This window comes from Gordonia jacobaea, assembly GCF_001186365.1.
In the GTDB taxonomy this organism is placed as follows: domain Bacteria; phylum Actinomycetota; class Actinomycetes; order Mycobacteriales; family Mycobacteriaceae; genus Gordonia; species Gordonia jacobaea.
Genome location: NZ_LDTZ01000015.1, coordinates 249,502 through 274,099 on the forward strand (window position 1 = coordinate 249,502; position 24,598 = coordinate 274,099).

Here is a 24,598-nt window from a genome sequence, read left to right on the forward strand (position 1 = left end):
CATGCTGATTGCCGTCGCGGGTTCCCACGGGCTGATCGGTTCGGCTCTGGTCGCCTCGCTGACCGACGCCGGCCACACTGTCCGACGCCTGGTTCGTCACGAACCACTGTCCGACGACGAATTCGGTTGGGACCCCGAGACCCTCGGGGTCCCGGCCGAAGCCCTCGACGGTGTCGACGCCGTGGTCAGTCTCGGCGGCGTCGGGGTGGGCAACCAGTTGTGGACGGGTCGGTTCAAACAGGAGCTGCGCGACACCCGGATCACTCCGACCGAGGTGATCGCCGAAGCCGTGCGGAAGGCGGGAGTCCCGACCTTCCTCAGCGCCAGTGCGTCGGGTTACTACGGCGACACCGGCGAACACGCGGCGATCGAGTCCGACGGCCCGGGAAGCGGTTTCCTCGCCGACCTCGTCGTCGACTGGGAGGACGCAGCGGTGCGCAATGCGGGCGAGAACACTCGCGTTGTCTTGTTGCGCACAGCTCCGGTGCTCTCCGGCTCCGGCGGCCTGCTCGCCAAGCTCCGCCCCCTGTTCAAACTCGGCCTCGGCGGCACCATCGGCAGTGGGCGCCAATACTTTTCGTGGATCACGCTCGTCGACGAGATCCGCGCCATCGAGTTCCTTCTCTCGTCGACGATCAGCGGACCGGTGAACCTCGCCGCTCCCGACGCGGTACCGTTCGCCGACTTCGTGTCGGCGTTCGGTCGGGCCGTACACCGTCCGACGATCGCGCGGGTGCCCGGTTTCGCCGCGAAGTTCGTCGGCGGCGAGATGGCGCAGGAAATGATTCTGTTCAGTCAGCGCGTTGCCCCCGGAGTGCTCACCGACAACGACTTCACCTTCACCCACCCGGACATCGACTCCGGGCTGGCCCACGCGAACCGGTAGGGATCCCCATGCCACGCGAATCCATCCGTACCGATCCTGAGACCCCTTTCGAGGTACGCACCCTCGGCGTCGTCGACTATCAGGACGCCTACGACACCCAACACTCCCTCGCTGCCGAGCGCGCCGACGGCACGCTCGATCACGATCTCCTCCTGCTCCTCGAACACCCCTCCACATACACGGCGGGCAAGCGCACCGAGCCGTCCGACCTTCCGACCAACGGCGCGAACGTCGTCGACGTCGACCGTGGTGGACGCATCACCTGGCATGGTCCCGGCCAGCTCGTGGGCTACCCGATCGTCGCTCTCGCCCAGCCGCTCGACGTCGTCGATTACGTACGACGCATCGAGTCGGCGCTCATCGCGGTCTGTGCGCGGTTCGGCGTCACGGCCGGACGCGTCGACGGCAGGTCGGGAGTGTGGGTCTGCGACGACGCGGGCGAACGCAAACTCGGCCAGATCGGCATCCGGGTTGCACGCGGAATCACCCTGCACGGGTTCGCACTGAACGTGAACCCCGACATGAGCGCATTCGACGCCATCGTCCCGTGCGGCATCGCCGACGCAGGCGTCACCTCGCTCGCACTCGAAGCGGGCCACGAGATCACCGTCGACGAGGTGCTCGTCGACATCGTCGACGCGGTGCGCTCGGCGTTCGACCACCGTGAGGTCGGCGCCGATGTGATCGGGGTAACGGACCCGCAGGCGAGCGTCGAGCCGGGCGTAGCATCGGTGCGGTGACCGTGTCTGATTCACAAGCCTCCACTCCCACCGCCCCCGATGGCCGCAAGCTGCTGCGTCTCGAGGTCCGCAACGCGCAGACCCCGATCGAACGCAAACCCAAGTGGATCAAGACGCGCGCAACGATGGGTCCCGAGTATTCAGAGCTCAAGGGACTCGTGAAACGCGAAGGGCTGCACACGGTCTGCGAAGAAGCGGGATGCCCCAACATCTACGAGTGCTGGGAAGACCGCGAGGCCACCTTCCTGATCGGTGGCGAACAGTGCACTCGACGCTGCGACTTCTGCCAGATCGACACCGGTAAGCCGGCCGATCTCGACCGCGACGAACCACGACGTGTCGCCGAGAGCGTGCAGGCGATGGGTCTGCGCTACTCGACGATCACCGGCGTCGCACGCGACGACCTCCCCGACGAGGGTGCGTGGCTCTACGCCGAGACGGTGCGAGCAATCCACCGACTCAACCCCGGCACCGGTGTCGAGAACCTGATTCCCGACTTCCACGCCAAGCCCGACCTTCTCGACGAGGTCTTCGACGCACGTCCCGAGGTGCTGGCGCACAATCTCGAGACGGTCCCCCGCATCTTCAAGCGCATCCGGCCTGCGTTCCGATACGAGCGGTCGCTCGACGTCCTCACCCAGGCACGCGACTTCGGACTCGTCACCAAGTCGAATCTGATCCTCGGAATGGGCGAGACACCCGAAGAGGTCCGCGAGTCCATCGTCGACCTGCACGAGGCGGGCTGCGACATCCTCACGATCACGCAGTACCTGCGGCCGTCTCCGCGGCACCATCCCGTCGAGCGCTGGGTCAAGCCCGAGGAGTTCGTCGAGCATTCCGACTTCGCGCGTGAGGTCGGGTTCGCCGGTGTGATGGCCGGACCGCTGGTTCGTTCGTCGTATCGTGCCGGGCGCCTCTATGCACAGGCGATGGCCCATCACGGTCGCGAAATCCCCGCCGCGATGGCTCATCTCGCCAACGAGGGGTCGGCGAGCCAGGAAGCGTCGAGCGTCCTCTCACGCCTCGCGCACTGATTTCCGACGAACCCTCAGGCGTCGGCTCAAAAAGCCCTGACGCCTGAGAGCTCGGCCAACCCCCGGCGTGCCGGTCGGCGGTCGGACGTATCCTAGAGGGCATGGCAAAGGCGTCTGCAGCAAGCAAAGAGGAAAAGGCCGCGGCGAAGAAGGCTCGTCGTAAGGCCTCGCGCGAGCGTTACACGCAGCTCTGGCAGGCGTTCCAGATGCAGCGTAAAGAAGACAAGCGGCTCATCCCGTACATGGTCGGTGTCTTCTTGCTGGTCGTGGCGGTGTTCGTCGTTCTCGGATTCGTGTTCGGCAGTCCGTGGCTGTTCATCCCGGTCGGCGTCATCCTCGGCCTCCTCGCGGCGTTCGTCCTGTTCGGTCGTCGTGTCCAGAAGACGGTGTACACGCGGGCCGAGGGACAACCGGGCGCAGCCGGTTGGGCGCTGGGCAACATGCGCGGCCAGTGGCGGGTCAGCCAGGCCGTCGCGGGCACCAGCCACCTCGACGCCGTGCATCGCGTGATCGGCAAGCCCGGGGTGATCCTCGTCGCCGAGGGCTCCCCCACCCGAGTGCGCTCGTTGGTGGCACAGGAGAAGAAGAAGGCCGCACGCGTCGTCGGCGACACACCCATCTACGAGGTGTACGTCGGCAACGACGACGACCAGGTGCCGCTCTCCAAGCTCGAACGCCACCTCAACAAGCTGCCCCGCAACATCGACGGCAAGCGCATCGACGCCCTCGAGGGTCGGCTCAGCGCGCTGAGCAGCCGCGGCTCCGGACCTGCGATGCCGAAGGGCCCCCTGCCCGCGAACGCGAAGACGCGCAGCATGCAGCGCACCGCGCGTCGTCGTAGCTGACCTCGCGGCACCCCGATGCGTGAATTCAGAGAAGCGGTCGAGCGCGGCGACGAAGCCGCGATGGCCGCATGCCTCGCCGACAATGTCGTCTTCACCAGCCCGGTCGCCTTCACGCCGTACGAGGGCAAGGCCATCACGGCGGCGATTCTGCGCGGCGTGATGCGGGTCTTCGAGGACTTTCACTACGTGCGAGAGATCGGCGAGCCCGACGGGCGCGACCATGCGCTGCTGTTCGAGGCAAAGGTGTCGGGTAAGACCGTGTCCGGTTGCGACTTCCTCCACCTCGATGACGACGGCAGGATTGTCGACTTCACGGTGATGGTGCGGCCGTTGTCGGCCGCGATGGCCCTCTCCGAAGCGATGGGCGCCCAGTTCGACCAGATTCGCGCAGAGGCGACGGCAGAGCTCAGCGGGTCCTGATCATCGCTGTGCCGGTAGCGCGATCATGCAGCGCGCGGCCGTTGTAGTCGTTCATCAGCGCGGGCACGATGAACACGATCAGCACCTGGCGCGCAAGCGCGCGGATCGGGCCGACCGCTGCGAAGTGCTCGGAGCCGCTCACCTCTGCGGAGGTGCGATCGGCGCCGTAGTCGACGCGGGCCACGCGGGTACCCACGGCGAATTGCCCCGGCGTGAAGCCGAACAACGTCACGGTGACGACACCGACGACGAACCACACCGCCAGAATGACCGTGCCCATGTCGGGTGAACCGAAGCGGACGAACAGCAACGAGAGCCCGCCTGCGATCAGCCAGTCGACCATCAATCCGGCGACGCGATGCCAGCCACCCGCGAGCGAGCCGGGACCGGTCTCGGGGAGCCCGAGGTCGGCGCCACGGTATTCGACGTCGACGTCGACGTCGTGCCCAGCCTGAGGCCCCGACAGCCATGATCCGGTAGCGCGGCCCATCGCAGGCACCCTCTCTCCTCGACCCCCGACAGGTGAACCGCCGGCGGAATGTACGCCCGACGAGCCCGTGCAGAGCGCTCGTCCTTGCACGTCAGTGTATGCCCCGCACATGAGAGCACCGGCAGCCCCGCACAGGTCGGCATCGGCACTCGTCGTCGAGCTTCCGTACGTATCGCCGATGAGTGGTCAGATTCACCACGCGCGCAAGGCCGGAATCAGGAATAGTTATGGTGTCCCACGTCCGCGGTGTGTAACACAGGAGAAACACGTCCTTGACGCGCGGGCAACGTCCGATCCATACGGTCTGAGCTGAGATCCGCTGCTGTCTCTCGGTGGCGGACGAGCGTGTCGGGTGACCGTCTCGTGGCCACCCGCCGGCGAAATAGTGAAGGAGTCACCGCACGGTGTACAGCAGCAAAGAAGAACTACTCGAGGGCATCAAGAAGGAAGGTGTCGAGTACGTCGACATCCGATTCTGCGACCTGCCCGGCGTGATGCAGCACTTCTCCATCCCGGCAACGGCGTTCGACGAGAGCGTCTTCGAAGAGGGCCTCGCCTTCGACGGTTCGTCTGTCCGTGGATTCCAGTCCATCAACGAGTCGGACATGATGCTGCTGCCGGATCCGGCAACCGCTCAGATCGATCCCTTCCGCAAGGCCAAGACGATGAACGTCAGCTTCTTCGTCCACGACCCGTTCACCCGTGAGGCCTACAGCCGCGACCCGCGCAACGTCGCCCGTAAGGCCGAGGACTACCTGGCCTCTACCGGTATCGCCGACACCTGCTTCTTCGGTGCCGAGGCCGAGTTCTACATCTTCGACGGCGTGTCCTACGGCTCGGAGATGAATGGTACCTACTACGAGGTCGAGTCCGAGTCGGGCTGGTGGAACGCCGGTTCGCCCGTCGACCCCGACGGTTCGCCGAACCTCGGTTACAAGGTCCGCCCCAAGGGTGGCTACTTCCCGGTGGCGCCGTACGACCACTACGTCGACCTGCGCGACGAGATGTCGACCAACCTGACCAACGCGGGCTTCGAGCTCGAGCGTGGCCACCACGAGGTGGGCACCGGCGGCCAGGCCGAGATCAACTACAAGTTCAACACGCTGCTCCATGCGGCCGACGACGTGCTGCTGTTCAAGTACATCATCAAGAACACGGCGTGGGCGAACGGCAAGTCGGTCACCTTCATGCCGAAGCCGCTCTTCGGCGACAACGGCTCGGGCATGCACGCTCACCAGTCGCTGTGGAAGGACGGCAAGCCGCTGTTCCACGACGAGGCCGGCTACGCGGGGCTGTCGGATCTGGCTCGCTACTACATCGGCGGCATCCTGCACCACGCGCCGTCGCTGCTGGCGTTCACCAACCCGACCGTGAACTCGTACAAGCGTCTGGTGCCGGGCTACGAGGCTCCGATCAACCTGGTGTACAGCCAGCGCAACCGGTCGGCCTGTGTGCGTATCCCGATCACGGGCAACAACCCGAAGGCCAAGCGCCTCGAGTTCCGCTGCCCCGACAGCTCGGGCAACCCGTACCTCGCCTTCGCCGCGATGATGATGGCCGGACTCGACGGCATCAAGAACAAGATCGAGCCGCACGAGCCCGTCGACAAGGATCTCTACGAGCTTCCCCCGGAGGAGGCCAAGAACATCCCGCAGGCACCGACCTCGCTGAGCGCCGTCATCGACAAGCTCGAAGAGGATCACGAATACCTCACCGCCGGTGGAGTGTTCACCGAGGACCTGATCGAGACCTGGATCGCGCTCAAGCGTGAGAACGAGATCGAGCCGGTTCAGATCCGCCCGCACCCGTACGAATTCGCGCTGTACTACGACTGCTGAGTCGCAGCACAACAGCACCACACGCCGCCCGCCCGACCACTTGGTCTGGCGGGCGGTGTGCGTCGGGCGTCATCCACACGGCAGACCCTGACGCCGACAACAGAACTCGACTCCGACCCGCATCCGACCCCATGCGATGCTGTTCCCATGACCTACCCAGGATCGGGACAAAACGGACCGTGGCCCCCGCAAGGACCTCCACCGCAGGGCCCCTATCCCTCCTACCCTGGCGGTCCGGGACCAGGAGGATACGGAGGCGGAGGATACGGAGGTGGAGGGTTCGGAGGACCCCCACAGCCGCCCCGACGCGGCAACGGCGGGCTCGTCGCCATCCTTGCGGCCGTGGGAGTGCTCGTCGTACTCGCGATCGTCGCGGTGGTCGGTGTGGTGATCTGGGCGTCCAATCGCTCCGACGACTCGTCGACCGTTGCGTCGTCGAGCACGACGACCACGACGACGACCGATGACTACAGCGCACCGACGACCCGCGACTTGGATTCGACTGCTACTCCCGGCCTTCCTCCCGCGGCCCCGGCCCCTGCTCCTGTCGACTACTACGGCGCCATCGCGGTCTCGACGCAAACCAGCGACGTCGGCTATGCCGTCAACTCACTGTCGCGGGCGGAGGCCGAGCGTAGCGCGCTCTCTCAGTGCGGGGTGTCGAGTTGTCAGGCTGCGATCTGGTGGCGCAACGCCTGCGGCGCCATCGTTCAGTCCCAGGCCGACCTGTCGTGGGGATGGGCATGGGCAACGACCGAACGGGCCGCGAGCGACGCGGCAGCCACGCGACTGACCGGCGGTTCACCGAAGGTGATCTTCAGTCGTTGCACCTCCAACGCGGGCTGACTCCACGCTGGTGATGCACTTCACAGGGGCCAATGGGGCCTTCGTACCCTCACACGACATGCCAACAACACGTAATCTCTTGGTCATGACCCGCATGCTCTTTGTTGAAGATCTCGTGCCAGGTGACCGCATCAGCATCGACGGGATCAAGGCCGTCGTCCGCAAGCAGGTGCCCCACGGGGAGACTCAGCGACTCATCGAACTCGCACACAGCTCCGACAGTCGCACCGACATGATCGTCGACGTCGGCGTCAAGATCGAAGTCTTCTGAGTTCAGCACTCTCCTGACGATCGGCCACGTCCGACGTCCTCGTCATCCACACCACCAGTAGCGCCGTGGACACGAGCACCCCGACGCCGACCCAGGCCGCGACCGACGCCCCTTCGACAAATGCTCTGCGGGCAGCGTCGAGCACATTCGACGCCTGAACGTTGTCGAGATGTCGTGCGGTCGCCGCTGCACCCGCAAGGCTCGTACCCGCCTGCCCCACCGCCAGATCCGCGGGAAAAGCCATGCGGTACACCAGGTTCAACACACTACCGAGCACCGCGATACCGACCGCCCCGCCGAGTTCGCTCGAGGTCTCCAAGAGTCCCGACGTCGCACCCGCGCGTTCGGCAGGCGCCACACCGATCACATGGTCGGCGATCACCGACGACGCCGAGACGATTCCCGTCGCGATCAACGTCGACCCGATCAGCGCAACGAGAAGCGTGTGCACTCCCAGCAATCCCGCGAGCACACCGAATCCTGCTGCCCCTGTCAGCAATCCGGCGATCATCACCATCGGTCTGCCCCATCGCACCGAGGCGACGGCTGCGAGTGGTGCGGCCACAGCGACCAGCGCGCTGGGCGCGATACTCCACAGCGCGGCCTTCAGCGGCGAGTAGCCGAGGACCGACTGCAGGTACTGCGTCACGATGATCGAATTCCCGAGCAACGCGAACATACACACGACGTTGGTCCAGATCGACACCGAGAAGCGCCGATCGTCGAACAGCCCGAGGTCGATCATCGGATCGCTGAGTCGTTTTTGGCGCGCGACGAAGACCGTCCCGAGCGTGAACCCGACCACGAGTGCGACCCCACGCTCCACCGACCATCCTTCCGCGGCGAATTCCTTGATCGCGTAGATCGTCGGCAGTATCGCTCCGAGGACGAGCAGCGCACTGAGGATGTCGACGCGCCGATCGACGACCGCGGTATCGGCCGGTAGGAGCAGGGGCGCGACAACGAGCAGCACGGCCATCACCGGAACGTTGATCAAGAACACCGATCCCCACCAGAAGTGTTCGAGCAGCAGGCCGGAGACGATAGGGCCCACCGCGACCCCGCCCGCGAGCACCGCGTTCCACGCCGCGATCGCCTTGGCCCGATCGGCGTCGTCGAGGAAGATGTGGCGGATCAACGCCAGCGTCGACGGCATGAGCGTCGCACCGGACACCGCCAGCACCGCTCGTGCCAGGATCAGCAGCGAAGCCGTCGGGGCAAAAGCGGCAAGAATCGACGCGCCGCTGAATCCGACGGCACCGATCATCAGCAAGCGCCGATGCCCGACGCGATCAGCGAGCGAGCCCATCGTCAACAGCAGGCCAGCCAACACGAATCCGTAGATGTCGAAGATCCAGAGCTGTTGTGTTGCAGATGGATTCAGGTCCGAAGCGATAAAGGGAACCGCAAAGAACAGCACCGAGACATCCATCGAGACGATCAGCATGGGCATGCACAGCGCCGCTAGCGCTGCCCACGGTGAACGAGGGGACATGACACCACCTCTTTCTGCGTATTGCATAGACTGTTTATGTAGTACGCAGATACTAAGCGGATAACTGTGTACAGCACAAGCAGTTTGTAGGATGGCGGCATGAGCACCACGGAAGATTCGACGCCCTCGCAGCTCCCCCGCTCGGTCGCGCAACTGTGGGGACGCGAACCCGTCGCCGTCCGACGGGGGCCCAAACCATCGCTGACGATCCGCGAGATCGCACGCGCCGCGGTCGCCATCGCTGACGAGCGCGGCTGGGAGTCGGTGTCGATGAAAGCCATCGCCGACTCGCTGGGTCTCTCCACGATGTCGCTCTATCGCTACGTCGACGGCAAGGACGACGTCGTCGACCTCCTCGTCGATGAGGCTTACGGCCTTCCGGACCCCGAACTGACCGCATCGGGGCCGTGGCGCGACCGGGTCGGTGCGTGGGCACGGTCGGCGGCAACGGTACTGCGGGCCCGGCCGTGGATCACCGAGATCCCGATGTCCCGCCCGCCGATGGGTCCCAACACCGTGTCGTGGACAGAAGCGGGTGTGCGAGCGTTCGACGACGTCGAACTGTCGGGTCAGGAGAAGCTCAACGCGCTGCTACTCGTCGACGGATTCGTGCGCCACCATGTACGCCAGGCGACTCAGATGGGACTGCTCGGACAGCCAAACGACACCGATACGTCCGGGAGTGGCAACGACTACGAGACGACGATGCTTGCCCTGGTCGACGCGGAGCGGTTTCCAGCGCTCACGGCGGCGGTATCTCAGATGCACGATGGTGATGACGACTACTTCACCGAACAGTTCGACTTCGGGCTGCGAGTGCTCCTCGACGGACTCGAGGCAATGATCTCTCGCGCTCAGGCCGGTCTGGCACCCACGCGCGCGGCGTCGAGATCCGCGAACAGCTCCTGATTCAACTCGAACGCCGAGATCGCTTCTGCCACAAGGTTGTCGACGCCGCTCTCGCCGATGTCGAGCGCGTCGATCCGATCCCGGTAGGCATCCTTGTAGCGCTTGAGCTTGTCGATACCGTCGAACGTGTAGAAGCTCAGCGTCGACGCGTCGAGACCGTAGTGCTCACGCATCCGATGAGCGACAACTTGCCCGCCCGACAGGTCGCCGAGATAGCGCGTGTAGTGATGCGCGATGTAGCGTGCCGGCTCGTGGACCGTCGCCTCGATCGCGGCGACGTACCGGTCGACAGCGGGCAGCGGCGTGATGGTCTCCGGGTCGATGCCGAGCGCGACGAGATCGGAGCGGAGCCGCTCCGTCCGACGCAGCCGGTCGTCGAGTACGGCGCCGGCAATCGGATCTCCGGACAACGCGGTGCCGACCTCTTCCAGCGCGCGGTACACGAAGTACAACTGAGCGGCCAGCCGTCCGTACTGATCGGCGTCGAGGCGGCCGGACAGCAGATCGTCGATGAAGGTGGCGCTTTCGGCCTGCTGGTGGGCGACGGCGGTCGCCTCGCGCAATCGTTGGGAGATGGTCGTCATGATGCAACCAGTGATACCACCACGCCGCGGTGATCGGAACCGCGGAGATCGAAGGTATCGACCGACGACGCGGTGAAGCCACGAACGACGACGTGATCGAGCGCGAGGAACGGCATGCCACCCCACTTGTCCGTCGGATAGGTGGGCACGAAACCCGCGCCGGATTGCTCGGCGGTGTCGGCGAATCCGTTCTGGAGGAAATCGCGATAACGAATCTGATCCCACGTCGCGTTGAAATCACCGGCCATGATCGCCCGCCCAGCCGGAATCGACTGCATCCGAGCGTGTAAGAGGTCCATGTCGCGTACCCAGACGTCCGTCCGGCCCCGCAATGGAGCTCCGGGATGCATCGCGAACACCTGGGTGTCGCGCGCTCCCGGCAGGTCGGTCCGTGCCTTCAGATTGTGCAGAACCGTGTTCGGATCTATCTCGCCCTGCCCGCTCAGCGGCGTACGACTGAAGATCGCGGTGCCCATCGCGAACGTGCCGGGCACGGCGTAGGAGTACGGGAGTTCCCTCGCGACACCGCTGGCGTTCAGCCGCGCGAGCGATTCGGGTGTGACCTCCTGCAACGACGCGAGGTCGACGCCTTCGCGCGTCACCACATCGGCGAGCTGGTCGACGTCGGCCTGGCCGAACAGCAGATTGGCCGTCAGCACGGTGAACCTCTCCCCCGCAGGCGGCGTCTGTGCGACCCACAACGGCAACTGGGTGAAACACAGCGCCAGCACCGCGGCAATGGCCACCGGCAGGATCAACCAGCGTCGGAACACGACGAACACGACGACAGCGAGCACACCGGGAACGATCGCGAACGGCACAGCGCTGGTGAGGAAGATGGTCAGCTCGCCGCGCGAGCGCGAGTAGTGCAGCCAGACCGCAACACCGACCGCGACCACCATCGCCCAGCCGACGAGCAGCAGTGCGAACCCGAAAAGCCGTCGCATCAAACCCCGAATACTCTCATCACGCGCCAAAGACCTTGAGCACAACGGCTTTCGCGCGGCGGGTGACCCGGAGGTAGTGGTCGAGGAACTCCGCGGCCTGATCCTCCGGCCAGCCTGCAGCAAACGCTATCTGCCGCAACTGCTTTCCCGGGCCGGGGAGCTGATCGACGGGTTTGCCGCGCACCAGGACGAGGCAGTTACGCGCCTTGGTCGCGGTGATCCACGCGTCCTTGAGTAGCGCGACGTCGTCTTCGGCGAGCAGCTCTGCCGACCCGATCGCGTCGAGCGACTGCAGCGTCGACGTGTTGTGCAGCGACTGATAGCGGTGCCCGTACTTGAGTTGCAGCAACTGGACGGTCCACTCGATGTCGGCGAGTCCGCCGCGGCCGAGCTTGGTGTGGGTGGCCGGATCCGCTCCGCGCGGCAACCGCTCGGCGTCGACACGTGCCTTGATTCGACGGATCTCCTTGACCGCGTCGGCGGAGACGCCGCCTTCGGGGTAGCGGATGCGATCGGCCATGTGCAGGAACTCGATACCGAGATCCTCATCGCCCGCGACCTGGTGGGCGCGCAGCAACGCCTGCACTTCCCACGCCTGCGCCCACTGCTCGTAGTACGCGGCGTACGCGGCGAGCGTACGCACCACGGGACCGTTGCGTCCTTCGGGACGCAACCCCGTATCGACGATCAGCGGCGGGTCGTCGCTGGGCGTTCCGAGCATCGAGCGGACCACCTCGGCGATAGTCTGCGCCCACCGCACGGCCTTGGTCTCGTCCTCGCCGGGGTTCGGTTGGCACACGAAGAGCACGTCGGCGTCGGAACCGTAGCCGAGTTCGCCACCGCCGAGCCGGCCCATACCGATCACCGCGATCCGCGCGGGCGCGGGGCGACCCTCGTCGCGCTCGGAGTCCTGGATCGCAAACGTCAACGCGGCGTTGAGAACTGCGGCCCACACGCTCGACAGCGCCTCACAGACCTGCGGCACGTCGAGCAGGCCGAGAACATCCGCGGACGCGATGCGGGCGAGTTCGGCGCGCCGGTGCGACCGCGCCGCCGCAACCGCACGACGCAGGTCGGGCTGTCGGACCGTCGACGCGACGAGTCCCTTGGCCACGTCCTCTGGACGTACCTCGCACAGTCGTGGGCCGTCGGCTCCGTCGGTGTAGAGATTGATCACCTCGGGTGAACGCATCAACAGGTTGGCGATGTACTCCGACGTGCCCAGCACATGCATCAGGCGAGCCGCGACGACGCCGTCGTCACGCAGCAGACGCAGGAACCAGTCGTTGTCCATCACGTCGCACAGCCTGCGGTAGTTCAGCAGACCGGCGTCGGGATCCGGTGTGTCGCCGATGTATTCGAGTAGCTGCGGCAGGATCAACCGCTGCACCTGGCCACGTCGCCCCGACGCGGATGCGAGCGCACGGATATGACTGAGTGCCCGCTCGGGCTGCGCGTAGCCGAGCGCGGAGAGGCGCCGCTGCGCCGACTCGTCGGTCAGCGTCAGCTCTGTGGTGTCCAGACGCACCGCCGCCTCGAGCAGCGGACGGTAGAACAGCTTCTGGTGCAGTCGTCGCACCCGCAGGCTCTGATGCTTGATCTGCCTGCGCAACACCGACGTGGCGTCGAGGTCGCCCTCGCGCCTGATGTGGGCGGCGCGTGCCAGCCACCGCATGTTGTCGTCGTCGTCGAACTCCGGGAGCAGGTGGGTCCGCGACATGCGCTGCAACTGCAGGCGGTGTTCGAGCAGTCGCAGGAACTGATACGACGCGTTGAGGTTGGCGCCGTCATCGCGGCCGACGTATCCGCCTGCCGTCAGCGCATCGAGTGCCTCGACGGTCGAGCGAACCCGCAACGTCTCATCGACGCGGCCGTGCACCATCTGCAGCATCTGCACGGCGAACTCGACGTCGCGGATGCTACCGCTGCTGAGCTTGAGGTTGCGGTCGCGTTCTTCTTCGGGCACAAGCGATTCCACACGACGTCGCATGGCCTGGACCTCGGGCACGAAGTCGTCGCGCTCGGAGGCCTGCCACACCATCGGGTTGATGGCGTCGTGATAGCGCTGACCGAGCTCCATGTCGCCGGTCATCGGTCGCGCCTTCAACTGCGCCTGGAACTCCCACGTCTTGGCCCACCGGTTGTAGTACGCGACGTGGGAATCGAGCGTCCGGGTGAGGGCCCCGGACTTGCCCTCCGGGCGCAGCGCGGCGTCGACCTCGAAGAAGGCCAACGACCCGACGCGCATCATCTCCCCCGCGATACGCGCCGACGTCCCGTCTGCCGGCTCACTCACGAACACCACGTCGACGTCGCTGACGTAGTTCAGTTCTCGCGCACCGCATTTGCCCATCGCGATCACCGCGAGTCGCACCGGGATCGGCTTGTCGCCACACACCTCGCGGAACGCGACAGCGAGCGCCGAGGTCAGCGCGGCGTCGGCGAGGTCGGCGAGCAGCGCTCCGATCTCGGGAAACCAGATGACCGGTTCATCCTCGACCGTCGAGGCCACGTCGTGCGCCGCGACCTGCAAGACGAGGTTGCGGTAGGCAGCCCGCAGCGCGACCACTGCCTTCGGGCCGCTGAAGCCGGCCCGATAAACCTTGTTGCCGCGCTCGATCTCTCCGGGTTCGGCGACCGCGTCGACGGCCGCGAGCATCTGCCGATTGATCTCCGCGGTGTCGGGGAGCTCCGCCGGAATCAGACGTCGCCACGCCTCCGGCTCGGCAACCATGTGGTCGCCGAGGGCGTCCGACGAGCCGAGAACTGCCAGGAAGCGCCCCCGAAATCCCTTGTCGGTGCGCAGCAGCGTGTCGATCTCCGACCAGTCGTCGCCCAACTGCGACCGCATCCGGACTATCGCGCGCAGCGCGAGGTCGGCGTCGGGAGAACGCGACAGCGACCACAGGAGTTCGATGGACTCCTCGTTGTTCCAGCCGAGGTCGGAGAGATTCTTCTCGGCGTCGGGGTCAAGCAGACCCAGACGCCCTACTGCCGGTACGCCGCCCCGACCTCGAAGTGTTGTCACACCTAGAAAATAGCGTCCCGCACCCCGATACCGGACACGGGTTGCCAACAAGCAGTTAGAGCGGGAGGTAGTTCTTCAGCTCGAACGGCGTGACCAGGCTGCGATAGTTGTCCCACTCAGCCCACTTGTTGCGCAGGAAGTAGTCGAAGACATGCTCGCCGAGTGTCTCCGCCAGCAACTCCGACTTCTCCATCTGGTGCAGCGCGTCGGCGAGGCTGCCCGGCAATTCCTTGTAGCCCATTGCGCGACGCTCGGCGGGCGTGAGCGCCCACACGTCGTCTTCGGCCTCATCGGGCAGTTCATAGTCCTCGACGATCCCCTTCAGCCCGGCGGCGAGCAGCACCGCGAAGGTCAGGTAGGGGTTGCAGGCAGAATCGGGGCTGCGGACCTCGACGCGGCGCGACGACGCCTTGTTCGGCGTGTAGAGCGGCAGACGCACGAGCGCCGAGCGGTTCGCGCCACCCCAGGTGGCCGCTGTCGGGGCCTCACCACCGTAGATGAGCCGCTTGTAGCTGTTCACCCACTGGTTGGTGACCGCGCTGATCTCGTTGGCGTGGTGCAGGATTCCCGCGATGAACTTCTTGCCGGTCTCCGACAACTGCATGGGATCGTCGGGGTTGTGGAACGCGTTGGCGTCACCCTCGAACAGGCTCATGTGGGTGTGCATCGCCGATCCGGGGTGATCGCTGAAGGGCTTGGGCATGAACGTCGCCCACACTCCTTCGCCGATCGCGACCTCCTTGATCAGGTACCGGAAGGTCATCACGTTGTCGGCCATCGAGAGCGCATCCGCGTAGCGCAGGTCGATCTCCTGCTGGCCTGGCGCGCCTTCATGATGCGAGAACTCGACGGAGATGCCCATCGACTCGAGCGCCTCGATCGCGTGCCTGCGGAAGTTGGGAGCGGCGTCGTGAACAGCCTGATCGAAGTAGCCACCGCTGTCGGCGGGCGTCGGCACGCTGCCGTCGAGGGGTGCGTCCTTGAGGAGGAAGAACTCGATCTCGGGGTGGACGTAGCAGCTGAATCCCTGGTCGGCGGCCTTGTTCAGCTGGCGACGCAGCACGTGTCGCGAGTCGGCCCAGCTCGGTGTGCCGTCGGGCATCACGATGTCGCAGAACATGCGGGCCGAATGGTGCCTGCCCGACGACGTGGTCCACGGCAGGATCTGGAACGTCGACGGATCGGGCTTGGCAACGGTGTCGGCTTCGGAGACACGCGAGAAACCTTCGATGGCCGAGCCGTCGAAACCTATACCCTCTGAGAACGCGCCTTCGAGTTCTGCGGGCGCGATCGCCACGGATTTCAGATATCCCAGGACGTCGGTGAACCAGAGACGAACGAATCGGATGTCGCGCTCTTCGAGGGTCCGCAGCACGAATTCCTTTTGGCGATCCATGACCGCCGACATTAGAAGTAGCCTGTTAAATCGGTGTTACGTTCATAATTCAAACTCGACAACCTGCACATTTGGCGCAGTCATCTCAACATGCGAGAGGCCCGTTCAACCCATCGAGATTTAAAAGGTAATCATCGACGGCTTCGTCAACGCACCGATTACCCTCTAGCGCCGCGGTATGGCTGTATCCGTCGACGGTGATCAGCGTGCCGTGTGTCCGCCGAGCGATCTCCTCACCCACGGAGTAGGGCGTCGCCGGATCGTGCGTCACGGCGACGATGAGCGGCGCGGGAGTCGGCACACTCGGCGCCGCCCCCGGCCCCGACCGAGGCACGGCAACGCGCTCCGGCGGCCAGAAGGCGCACGGATCAAGCGGGGCATGCCCGGTCCCGCGACCGTCATCGGTGTAGGGCGCGGCGGCGCGCAGTCTGCGATCGAGGTCGTCGTTCGCGGCACGGTCGGCGATGCGCAGCCCATCTGCACACCCGATCGCGAGATAGGCATCGGCCGAGTTGTCGTAGGTTCCGCCGGGTCCCCGACCTTCCAACAGGTCGGCGAGTGACATCAGCGTCGCTCCGCCGCGCCCGGCAGCGAGGTCGGCGAGTCCCGAGCGCAGCGTCGGCCACAGGTCGGTGCGATACAGCGCCATACTCGTTCCGTCGACGGCCGACTGAAAGTCGAGTGTGCGGCCAGACCCGGCGGGCGCGGGGCTCCGCGTCAACGACCGCACGAGGCGTTGGTACTGCGCCAGCGCTCCCGCGGGGTCGGCGCCGAGCGCGCACCCGGGCGTCCGCGTGCAGTCGCGCGCAAAGGCGTCGAATACCTCCTGGAACGATGTCGCCTGCGCCACGGAGGTGTCGGCCGGATTCGCGGCGGGGTCGACTGCGCCGTCGATGACCATCCGGAACAGTCGATCCGGGTAGCGCTGCTCGTACTCGAGCGCGATCTTCGAGCCGGACGAGAATCCGATGAAGTCAATCCGCGAGCGGCCGAGCGCGGCGCGGAGTCGGTCGACGTCGTCGACGACCTGCGACGTGCCGACGAGTCCGAGGAACTCGTCGCCGGTTCGCGTCGAACACTTCCGCGCGATGCCACGATTGGTCGCCTCGGCGGCGGCGATTCCCTGCGGCGAACGATCCCCGCTGTCGGCCTCGCGCTCGGCGTCGAGTTCGGTTGCCGTCCGACACCGCACCGTCGGCGCCGACGCACCGACACCGCGAGGATCGAACGTGACCACGTCGCTGTGCGTCGTGAATCGCTGCGCCGCAAGACGATCCGCCGCTCCCAGCAGATAGTCGACACCCGACGCACCGGGTCCTCCAGGATTGACCACCACCGTCGAGTCACTGCGCTCCGATGCCCGTAGCCGGGCGACGGCGAGCGTGATCGTGCGGCCCTGCGGCTTTGCCGGGTCGAGTGGCACCGCGAGCGTCCCGCACTCCACCCGCGCGGCGGACGGGCCTGTGCCCACACCCTGTGTACACACTCCCCACTCGATTGCCCCGGTGTCGGCGGCGTGCTCGGTCGACGCGCAACCCGCGCACACCAGCAGACCCACCATCACCACGGTCAGCAGCCGCACGCGACGCCGGCCTGACACACGCCGAGACCGCACAGGCCGCCGCGCACGAAAAGAGCAGGTCACCCCGGTGATGGTACGGGCGCGAGCATCGCCGCCCCGACAACACCCGCACTCCAGATGTGAGCAATCACACGTCTATCGAGGGTTTTCGCGGAGCGCTTCGGTGGGACCATGGAGGCGTCCGAACACAGCCCGGGTACCCGCCATGCGGGACTCGAGGAAGAAAAGAGACAACGATGTCCCACGAGGCAGCTCATTCCGACGCGCCCATCTACGGTGGCGCTCCAACATCCGGCGAAGCCGCTCCGCGTCGACGCACCACCCGCATCCATCATCTGGCACAGATGAAAGAGCAAGGCGAGAAGTGGTCGATGCTCACCGCATACGACTATTCGACGGCCCGCATCTTCGACGAGGCCGAGATCCCTGTTCTGCTGGTCGGCGATTCCGCCGCCAACGTCGTCCTCGGCTACGACACCACCATCCCCGTCTCGATCGACGAGCTGATCCCGCTCGCGCGTGCCGTCGTCCGCGGCGCACCCCACGCGCTGGTCGTCGCCGACCTCCCGTTCGGTAGCTACGAAGCAGGTCCGCAGCAGGCACTCGAGACGGCCGTCCGCTTCTTCAAGGAGACCGGGGCACACGCGGTCAAACTCGAAGGCGGAGAACGCGTTGCCGACCAGATCGCCTCGCTGACCGCAGCCGGAATCCCCGTGATGGCGCACATCGGTTTCACCCCGCAGAGCGTCAACGGACTCGGCGGCTTCCGCGTCCAGGGTCGCGGCGACGCGGCGGACCAGCTCATCGCCGACGCGATCGCCGTCCAGGAAGCCGGTGCATTCGCTGTCGTCATGGAAATGGTCCCCGCAGAACTCGCGGCACAGATCACGCGCAAACTCACCATCCCGACGGTCGGCATCGGAGCGGGCAACGAAACCGATGCCCAGGTGCTCGTCTGGCAGGACATGGCAGGCTTCACGCACGGCAAGACCGCACGGTTCGTCAAGCGGTACGCCGACGTCGGCGGCGAATTGCGCACCGCCGCAGCGACTTACGCCGACGAGGTGCGCCGCGGAGTGTTCCCCGCTCCCGAGCACAGCTACTGACCGACAGATCTGATCCACACCCGGCGCGGCCGGTCTGATTCGCATCGGCGCGGCCGATCCGAATCAGGTCGGCATAGCGTTCGGCATAGGGTGAGGGCATGCGAAGCCTCTACCCGCCCATCGAGCCCTACGCGTCGGGACATCTGGCTGTCGACGACGGCCAGGAGATCTATTGGGAGACCTCCGGCAATCCCGAGGGGAAGCCGGCGGTGTTCGTCCACGGCGGTCCCGGCGGAGGCACCTCCCCCGATCAACGTCGCTTCTTCGACCCCGCGCGCTATCGGATCGTCTTGTTCGACCAACGCGGCTGCGGAAAGTCGCGTCCCCACATCGCCGACGGCGCCGACCTCTCGGTGAACACCACTCCCAAGTTGATCGCCGACATGGAGTCGTTGCGCACACACCTCGGCATCGAGCGCTGGCAGGTGTTCGGCGGTTCGTGGGGTTCGACGCTCGGGCTCGCCTACGCGCAGGCACACCCCGACCGCGTCACCGAGTTGGTGCTCCGCGGCATCTTCCTGCTGCGTCGCAGTGAAATCGACTGGTACTACAACGGCGGTGCCGCGCATATCTACCCCGACGTGTGGGAGTCGTATCTCGCACCGATACCCGAAGACGAACGCGACGGCGACCTCGTCGCCGCCTATCACCGACTACTCACCTCCGATGACCCCGACGTCGCGGTTGCCGCCGCACGTGCCTGGACCGGCTGGGAGCAGGCGACGAGCTACCTCATCCCCAAGCCCGAAGAGGCAGCGGCGTCGAAGGAAGACGCGGGACCGCGGTTCGACCTCGCGTTCGCCTCGATCGAGAATCACTACTTCGTGAATCACGGCTTCCTCGAGGATGGCCAGCTACTCCGCGACATCGACCGCATCGCACACATACCGGCGGTGATCGTGCAGGGCCGATACGACGTCGTGTGTCCGATGCGCAGCGCCTGGGATCTCCACCGCGCGTGGCCGTCGGCGACACTGCACGTCGTCGCCGACGCAGGCCACGCATCGTTCGAGCCGGGCATCGCACATCACCTCGTCGAAGCGACCGATGTCTTCGCCGATCGCTGACCCGGTCGCCTAGACTCAAATCACCTAATACCGACAGGAGAACGAGTTGCCCGCAAGCGAGCAGGTCGAGGTGGAACTCAAATTCGATGTCGATCCGGGCATCACACCGCCCGACCTTCGCGTCCTCCCGGGCGTGGTGGCGGCCACGGAGCCGGAGACGTTCACTCTCGACGCAACGTACTTCGACACAGAGAACCTCGACCTGGCGTCGAACCGAATCACCATGCGGCGCAGGCGCGGTGGGCATGACGAGGGGTGGCACCTCAAGCGGCCCGCCGATGTGCCGGGAGCGCGACGCGAACTGCAGGTGACCTTCGACGACGCGCCCGCCGACGGCGACATCCCCGACGCACTCGTCGACCCGGTACTCGTCTACACCCGGCATCGGCCACTGATGCCCGTGGCGGCGATCTCGACCGTCCGCACGATCACGACGCTGCTGGGAACCGACGGCGTGAAGCTCGCCGAGTTCGCCGACGACCGCGTGACCGCGCAGTCGCTGCTACCGGGCGGGTCGTCGCAGCAGTGGTCCGAGTGGGAGATCGAACTCCTCGAGGGCGGCACCCCGAAACTGCTCAAGGCCGCACACAAATTGCTCCGTGGCGCGGGCGGTCGGGAACCGTCGAGTGCGTCGAAACTCGCACGAGCCATCGGTTCGACGCCCGCGGTGACACCGCCTGCCACACTGGGTCGTCACCCGTCGGCGCTCGAATTGGTGATCGCCGACGTCACCCGGCACCGGAACTCGCTCATCGCCTGGGATCCACTGGTTCGTGAGGACGCCGACGACGCCGTGCACCAGATGCGCGTGACCGCACGCCGCATGCGCAGTGTGTTCTCCGGCTTTCCGACGGTGCTCGACGCCGCGCGCACCGACCACATCGCAGGCGAACTGAAACTGCTGGCACGCATTCTCGGCGACGCACGCGATTCCGAGGTGCAACTGGAGATCGACAGCGCTCTGCTGCGCGACGAGGTCGCGTCGGAGACGCTGGTGAACGCGTTGGCGGGCAAGGAATCCGCGGCACACGACCGCGCCGTCGCCGCGACCCACGCGGCGATGAATTCGGAACGCTACTTCCGACTACTCGACGCCATCGACGAACTGATCGCCGATCCGCCTGCCGGACCAGACGCCGACCTGCCCGCGACGACCGCAGTCGACAAGGCGATCACCAAGAGCCGCAAGCACATTCGGAAATCCCAACGCGAACTCGCAGAGCTGACCGAGGGATCGCACGAGTGGTCGGAGCAGTTGCACACCATCCGCAAGCGCGCAAAACGACTGCGCTACAGCACCGATGCCGCCGAGCCCCTGCAGAAGAAGAAGTACAAGAAGATCTCGCAGACGGCCAAAGAACTCCAGTCGGCGTTGGGCGACTACAACGACTCGCGGATCAACCGCGCGCGGCTGGCCGAGCTGGCGGCGTCGGGCGAGTTGTCGGGCTTGGACCTGTTCGTGCTCGGCCGGATCGACGCTCGTGAACAGGCCAACGGCGAGCAGGCGATTGCCGCATACCGCAAGGCATCCAAGGATCTCTGACGCCCAAGCGTCCGATGCGGGCGACCGCTAGACGTCCGATGGCGCGAAGCGGACCGTCCGCGACGTCGGGTCGGCTGCGGTCAGGGTGACCTCGATGTTGGAGGCCGCGGTCGGAGAGCCTTCGGATTCGGCGAGGATCGGCGGTTGCTCGATGAAGATCTTCGCGCGCTTCTTCGCTGTCGCCTCGGAGAGGACCACGGCGTCGAAGCGCTCGCCGACGCGGTCGGTGAGTATCACCGATTCGGCGAGATCGGTGCTCGCCCGGTCGGCAGAAGACCCGAGCGAATCGGCGGATCGTAGGATGCCCGGCAGCGTCGGCAATGCACGTAACACCCAGTCGGGCACAGGGTTTCCCGATGTCACGGCCAGGCACACCTCGGTGGCGAATCGATCGCCGAGGCGTCGCAGTGGCGCTGTCACGTGTGCGTAGACACCGCCGATGGCCGAGTGCACCATCTCGTCGCGGGTTGCGGGGGCCGTGTTCGCCTCGCCGGTCTGCACGCCGAGCGGGAGATACCCCGCGCCGCGCATGAGCGAACTCGCCTGCGACATCAGGGCGAGGGTCGACGGCTCGTCGACCGGAAGTCCGGCGAGGAACTGTCCGGGAGTCGCGCCGTCGGGCCACGCCACATCGAGAGCGTCTGCTGTCGCCCTGAGCTTGTCGACGGCGTCGGCGGGTGCCGGCGGCAGCGTGCGGAGCAGCCCGATGCCCGCGTCGGCCATGATCTGTCCGGCGCAGGTGCCGGTGAGTAACGACAACTGCGAATTCCACATGTCGGCGGGCGTGCGGGCTGCGAGGGAGAGCGTCCACCCGTCGTCGACACGGGTCACCTCCTGGTCGGGTAGATCGAGCTCGATTGCCCCGCGCGCCAGCGCAACTCGACGTCGGAGCTCACCGAAGGCGGGCAGCGCGCTGATCGAAGGGTGCAGGGTGCGCGCGTCGGCGTCCGCGGTCACTCCCGCGTAGTCGAGTCGAGCGACCGATTCCACGAGTGCACGCTCGAGGTGCACTCCGGCCACCTCACCGTCGGGTGCGACGCGGATAGTCCACAGCACCGCGGGACGCGTCACGCCGGGGAGCAGCGATCCCGATCCCTCCGACAGCACCCTCGGATGCAATGGCACCGACCCGTCGGGGAAGTAAATGGTCGCGCCGCGACGTCGACTCTCGGCATCGAGCGCATGCTCTGGCCGAACGAGCGCGGCGACGTCGGCTATCGCGTAGTGGACCTCGAAACCGTCTGCGTCGAACGACATCGCAACCGCCTGGTCGAGGTCCATCGACCCCGGCGGGTCGATCGTGACCAGCGGAATGTCGCGGCGGTCAACACGCTCGGCGGCGTGTGCGTCGACCGCGTGCTCCGCCTCGTCGAGCGCGGCTTCGCCGTAGTCCTCGCAGATCCCCAGCTCGGTGCGGATCGACTCGAAGTCGATATCGGGGGCGGAGAATCTGCGCTGCACACACTCGACACTATCGCCGACCGTGCGCTCCAGACTGCCGACTGTGCGCCTCGTACCGTCGACTGGGCGCCTCTGACCGTCGACTGGGCGCTCCAGACCGTCGACTGTGCGCTCCAGAGTGCCGACTGTGCGCCTCACACCGTCGACTGGGCGCTCCACACCGTCGACTGTGCGTGCTGGATGCCCGTGCCAGCGGGCTAAGCTGTACGGGCGAACGAGTCGGCCGGGCGGCCGCGGCGAGCGGAACGGCCAGGTCACTGGCAATGCCGCGCGCCGAGGAAAGTCCGGACTCCGCAGAGCAGGGTGGTTGTCAACGGCAACCCGGGGTGACCCGCGGGACAGTGCCACAGAGAACAGACCGCCGACCGCGAGGTCGGTAAGGGTGAAACGGTGCGGTAAGAGCGCACCAGCGGCGCGGGTGACCGCGTCGGCTTGGTAAACCCCACCCGGAGCAAGGCCGAAGCACGGACCGTGAGGTGCGTGTGCACGGATGATCGAGGGCTGCTCGCCCGAGTCCGTGGGTTGGCCGCTCGAGGCACCCGGCAACGGTGTGTCCAGATGGATGGTCGCCGCCGACTTCGTGTCGGCACAGGATCCGGCTTACACGCCGACTCGTTCGCCCCCGGTCCTGATATACCCACTCGGCCGTATGTGACGCCCACTCGGCGGTATACGACGCCCGGTCGGCAGGGTCAGTTCAGGTGCGCGGTCTCGTTAACCGAGCGCACCACCGAGCCGCCGTCCGGGTAGAACTCGGTGACCGATACGGACGCGAGGTCGAGGTGGAGGTGGAACAGCAGCTCCGGCCCGACTGTCAGCGCGTGTTGGAGCAGCGTCTTGATCGGTGTCACGTGCGACACCACCACAACGGTCTGCCCCGAATACTCCTGGACCAGTTGGTCTTTCGCGGCGATCACCCGCTCGGCCACCTGCGCGAAGCTTTCGCCGTCCGGTGCCGGGGCGGTGTGATCGCCGAGCCAGCGGGCGTGCACCTGCGGGTCGCGGGCAGCGGCCTCGGAAAACGTCAGCCCTTCCCAGCCACCGAAGTCGTTCTCGATGAAGCCGGCATCCTCGATCACCTCGCCACCGATGCGGTCGACGACGGCCTGCGCGGTCTGGCGTGCGCGGTCGAGTGGCGAACTGACGACGGCGGCGACGTCGACCTCCGCGGCGATTCTCGACGCCGCGGCGAGTGCCTGCTGCTCCCCCAGCTCGGTCAGCCGGGGGTTACCGCGCCCCGAATAACGTCGTTCGATCGACAGCGGCGTCTGGCCGTGACGTAGTAGCACGAGGCGCGTCGGTTCTGCGCGCTGTCCCTGCCACGACGGTGTGGCCACGGAGCCAGAGCTCACGGTTACGCCTACAGACCGGACTCGTTGGTGCGGACGAGAACCGCGCCGCACTCCTCGCAGCGGACCACGTCGTCTGCGGCGGCAGCGGCGATCGACGCGAGGGTCCCGCGGTCGAGCTCCATCCGGCACGCTCCGCAGCGTCGTGCCCGCAACAGACCCGCGCCAACCTTGCCCGCGGCGCGCTGACGGTCGTAGATCGCGAGAAGGTCAGCGGGAATGTCACCGGCGATCGCCTCGCGGCGCGTCGTCGCGACCTCACGATCAGCGTCGATGGTCGCTTTGGCCTCGTCGCGTCGTTTCTCGGCGTCGGCGAGCTGGGTCTGCAGATGTTCGACGGTCGCCGACGCGCGCTGCCGTTCTGCTTCGACGGCTTCCTGCCGTTCCATGACGCCGAGGAGGTCGTCTTCGAGGACTGAGCGGCGGCGGGCGAGACTGCCGAGCTCGTGCTGCAACTCCGACAATGCCTTGGGCGCCAGGCCCCCGCCGGCGAGCAGCGCGGAGTCCTTGCGCTCGCGGTCGGCCATCCCGGTCACCTCGCTGTCGACGCGTCGATACTCGCGGGTGAGGTCTTCAGCGGAGATGTCGGCGCGCACGAGGTCGTCGCGAGTCGAGTCGATCCGGGTGGTGAGCTCGGCGATCTCGGCTACCTCTGGAAGTGATCTGCCGCGATGGTCGACGCGCGCCACGACGGCATCGGCGTCGGCAAGGTCGAGCAACTGCCGCTGCGCGGACGGGTCGGCCTTCACTCGGCATCGACT

The 24,598-nt window shown here is 66.4% G+C and carries 22 protein-coding genes and 1 other RNA gene; 13 read left to right on the plus strand and 10 right to left on the minus strand.

Going from position 1 to position 24,598, the window contains the following annotated elements:
* Window position 1 precedes the first annotated feature (1 nt).
* From ABW18_RS07050 to ABW18_RS07070, 5 genes are all read left to right on the plus strand, one after another.
* Window positions 2-886: a TIGR01777 family oxidoreductase gene (locus ABW18_RS07050; protein WP_049698275.1), complete on the plus strand. Its 885-nt coding sequence runs from the start codon at window positions 2-4 to the stop codon at window positions 884-886.
* A gap of 8 nt (window positions 887-894) precedes the next feature.
* The gene (gene lipB / locus ABW18_RS07055) at window positions 895-1,626 is read left to right on the plus strand and encodes a lipoyl(octanoyl) transferase LipB (RefSeq protein ID WP_049698276.1); all 732 of its coding nucleotides are present in this window, start codon (window positions 895-897) and stop codon (window positions 1,624-1,626) included.
* Window positions 1,623-2,660, plus strand: a complete 1,038-nt coding sequence (gene lipA, locus ABW18_RS07060; protein WP_049698277.1) for a lipoyl synthase — start codon at window positions 1,623-1,625, stop codon at window positions 2,658-2,660. Before lipB ends, lipA begins: the two co-directional genes overlap by 4 nt.
* 101 nt (window positions 2,661-2,761) lie before the next feature.
* Complete coding sequence (locus tag ABW18_RS07065) at window positions 2,762-3,505, plus strand: DUF4191 domain-containing protein (RefSeq protein WP_049698278.1); 744 nt, start codon at window positions 2,762-2,764, stop codon at window positions 3,503-3,505.
* Between the two features lie 15 nt (window positions 3,506-3,520).
* Window positions 3,521-3,925, plus strand: a complete 405-nt coding sequence (locus ABW18_RS07070; RefSeq protein WP_049698279.1) for a nuclear transport factor 2 family protein — start codon at window positions 3,521-3,523, stop codon at window positions 3,923-3,925.
* On the opposite strand, the gene ABW18_RS07075 is transcribed toward ABW18_RS07070, so the two are convergent.
* On the minus strand, window positions 3,912-4,415 hold the full coding sequence (locus ABW18_RS07075; protein WP_049698280.1) for an RDD family protein: 504 nt from the start codon (window positions 4,413-4,415) through the stop codon (window positions 3,912-3,914). The genes ABW18_RS07070 and ABW18_RS07075 overlap by 14 nt on opposite strands.
* A gap of 404 nt (window positions 4,416-4,819) precedes the next feature.
* Between ABW18_RS07075 and glnA (ABW18_RS07080) the strand changes: the two genes are divergently transcribed.
* The 3 genes from glnA (ABW18_RS07080) to ABW18_RS07090 all read left to right on the plus strand — a co-directional run bounded on the left by glnA (ABW18_RS07080) (window position 4,820) and on the right by ABW18_RS07090 (window position 7,370).
* Window positions 4,820-6,253, plus strand: a complete 1,434-nt coding sequence (gene glnA, locus ABW18_RS07080; protein WP_049698281.1) for a type I glutamate--ammonia ligase — start codon at window positions 4,820-4,822, stop codon at window positions 6,251-6,253.
* A gap of 342 nt (window positions 6,254-6,595) precedes the next feature.
* A complete protein-coding gene (locus tag ABW18_RS07085) occupies window positions 6,596-7,099 on the plus strand; it encodes a DUF4189 domain-containing protein (RefSeq protein ID WP_235434304.1) in 504 nt (167 codons plus the stop codon).
* A 58-nt stretch (window positions 7,100-7,157) separates the two neighbouring features.
* A complete protein-coding gene (locus ABW18_RS07090) occupies window positions 7,158-7,370 on the plus strand; it encodes a hypothetical protein (protein WP_152930030.1) in 213 nt (70 codons plus the stop codon).
* Here ABW18_RS07090 and ABW18_RS07095 read toward each other — a convergent pair.
* A complete protein-coding gene (locus tag ABW18_RS07095) occupies window positions 7,351-8,865 on the minus strand; it encodes an MFS transporter (protein ID WP_049698284.1) in 1,515 nt (504 codons plus the stop codon). The two genes, ABW18_RS07090 and ABW18_RS07095, sit on opposite strands and share 20 nt — an antisense overlap.
* A 99-nt stretch (window positions 8,866-8,964) precedes the next feature.
* Between ABW18_RS07095 and ABW18_RS07100 the strand changes: the two genes are divergently transcribed.
* On the plus strand, window positions 8,965-9,774 hold the full coding sequence (locus ABW18_RS07100) for a TetR/AcrR family transcriptional regulator (protein WP_049698285.1): 810 nt from the start codon (window positions 8,965-8,967) through the stop codon (window positions 9,772-9,774).
* Here ABW18_RS07100 and ABW18_RS07105 read toward each other — a convergent pair.
* From ABW18_RS07105 to ABW18_RS07125, 5 genes are all read right to left on the minus strand, one after another.
* Window positions 9,720-10,358 carry a biliverdin-producing heme oxygenase gene (locus tag ABW18_RS07105; protein ID WP_049698286.1) on the minus strand — a complete coding sequence of 213 codons (639 nt, stop codon included), beginning with the start codon at window positions 10,356-10,358 and terminating at the stop codon, window positions 9,720-9,722. The two genes, ABW18_RS07100 and ABW18_RS07105, sit on opposite strands and share 55 nt — an antisense overlap.
* Window positions 10,355-11,305: an endonuclease/exonuclease/phosphatase family protein gene (locus ABW18_RS07110; protein WP_049698287.1), complete on the minus strand. Its 951-nt coding sequence runs from the start codon at window positions 11,303-11,305 to the stop codon at window positions 10,355-10,357. Before ABW18_RS07110 ends, ABW18_RS07105 begins: the two co-directional genes overlap by 4 nt.
* Window positions 11,306-11,324: 19 nt before the next feature.
* Entirely contained in the window at window positions 11,325-14,333 is a 3,009-nt protein-coding gene (locus ABW18_RS07115) for a bifunctional [glutamine synthetase] adenylyltransferase/[glutamine synthetase]-adenylyl-L-tyrosine phosphorylase (RefSeq protein ID WP_083444326.1), read from the minus strand.
* Between the two features lie 55 nt (window positions 14,334-14,388).
* Window positions 14,389-15,729 carry a type I glutamate--ammonia ligase gene (gene glnA, locus ABW18_RS07120; RefSeq protein WP_049698592.1) on the minus strand — a complete coding sequence of 447 codons (1,341 nt, stop codon included), beginning with the start codon at window positions 15,727-15,729 and terminating at the stop codon, window positions 14,389-14,391.
* Window positions 15,730-15,814: 85 nt separating this feature from the next.
* Window positions 15,815-17,329, minus strand: coding sequence for an alpha/beta hydrolase (locus ABW18_RS07125; protein WP_235434305.1), 1,515 nt, complete (start codon window positions 17,327-17,329; stop codon window positions 15,815-15,817).
* 218 nt (window positions 17,330-17,547) lie between these two features.
* On the opposite strand from ABW18_RS07125, the gene panB reads away from it, so the two are divergent.
* The 3 genes from panB to ABW18_RS07140 all read left to right on the plus strand — a co-directional run bounded on the left by panB (window position 17,548) and on the right by ABW18_RS07140 (window position 21,027).
* Complete coding sequence (gene panB / locus ABW18_RS07130) at window positions 17,548-18,417, plus strand: 3-methyl-2-oxobutanoate hydroxymethyltransferase (protein WP_049698288.1); 870 nt, start codon at window positions 17,548-17,550, stop codon at window positions 18,415-18,417.
* A gap of 98 nt (window positions 18,418-18,515) precedes the next feature.
* Window positions 18,516-19,484 carry a prolyl aminopeptidase gene (pip, locus tag ABW18_RS07135; protein WP_049698289.1) on the plus strand — a complete coding sequence of 323 codons (969 nt, stop codon included), beginning with the start codon at window positions 18,516-18,518 and terminating at the stop codon, window positions 19,482-19,484.
* Window positions 19,485-19,530: 46 nt separating this feature from the next.
* The gene (locus ABW18_RS07140; protein ID WP_049698290.1) at window positions 19,531-21,027 is read left to right on the plus strand and encodes a CYTH and CHAD domain-containing protein; all 1,497 of its coding nucleotides are present in this window, start codon (window positions 19,531-19,533) and stop codon (window positions 21,025-21,027) included.
* A gap of 27 nt (window positions 21,028-21,054) precedes the next feature.
* On the opposite strand, the gene ABW18_RS07145 is transcribed toward ABW18_RS07140, so the two are convergent.
* The gene (locus ABW18_RS07145; protein WP_049698594.1) at window positions 21,055-22,488 is read right to left on the minus strand and encodes an RNB domain-containing ribonuclease; all 1,434 of its coding nucleotides are present in this window, start codon (window positions 22,486-22,488) and stop codon (window positions 21,055-21,057) included.
* A gap of 215 nt (window positions 22,489-22,703) precedes the next feature.
* On the opposite strand from ABW18_RS07145, the gene rnpB reads away from it, so the two are divergent.
* An RNA gene (gene rnpB, locus ABW18_RS22245) (RNase P RNA component class A) lies at window positions 22,704-23,107 on the plus strand.
* Window positions 23,108-23,180: 73 nt separating this feature from the next.
* Here the strand turns inward: rnpB and ABW18_RS07150 are convergent.
* A complete protein-coding gene (locus ABW18_RS07150) occupies window positions 23,181-23,840 on the minus strand; it encodes a histidine phosphatase family protein (RefSeq protein ID WP_049698291.1) in 660 nt (219 codons plus the stop codon).
* A gap of 8 nt (window positions 23,841-23,848) precedes the next feature.
* Window positions 23,849-24,586: a zinc ribbon domain-containing protein gene (locus ABW18_RS07155; protein WP_049698292.1), complete on the minus strand. Its 738-nt coding sequence runs from the start codon at window positions 24,584-24,586 to the stop codon at window positions 23,849-23,851.
* Window positions 24,587-24,598 lie beyond the last annotated feature (12 nt).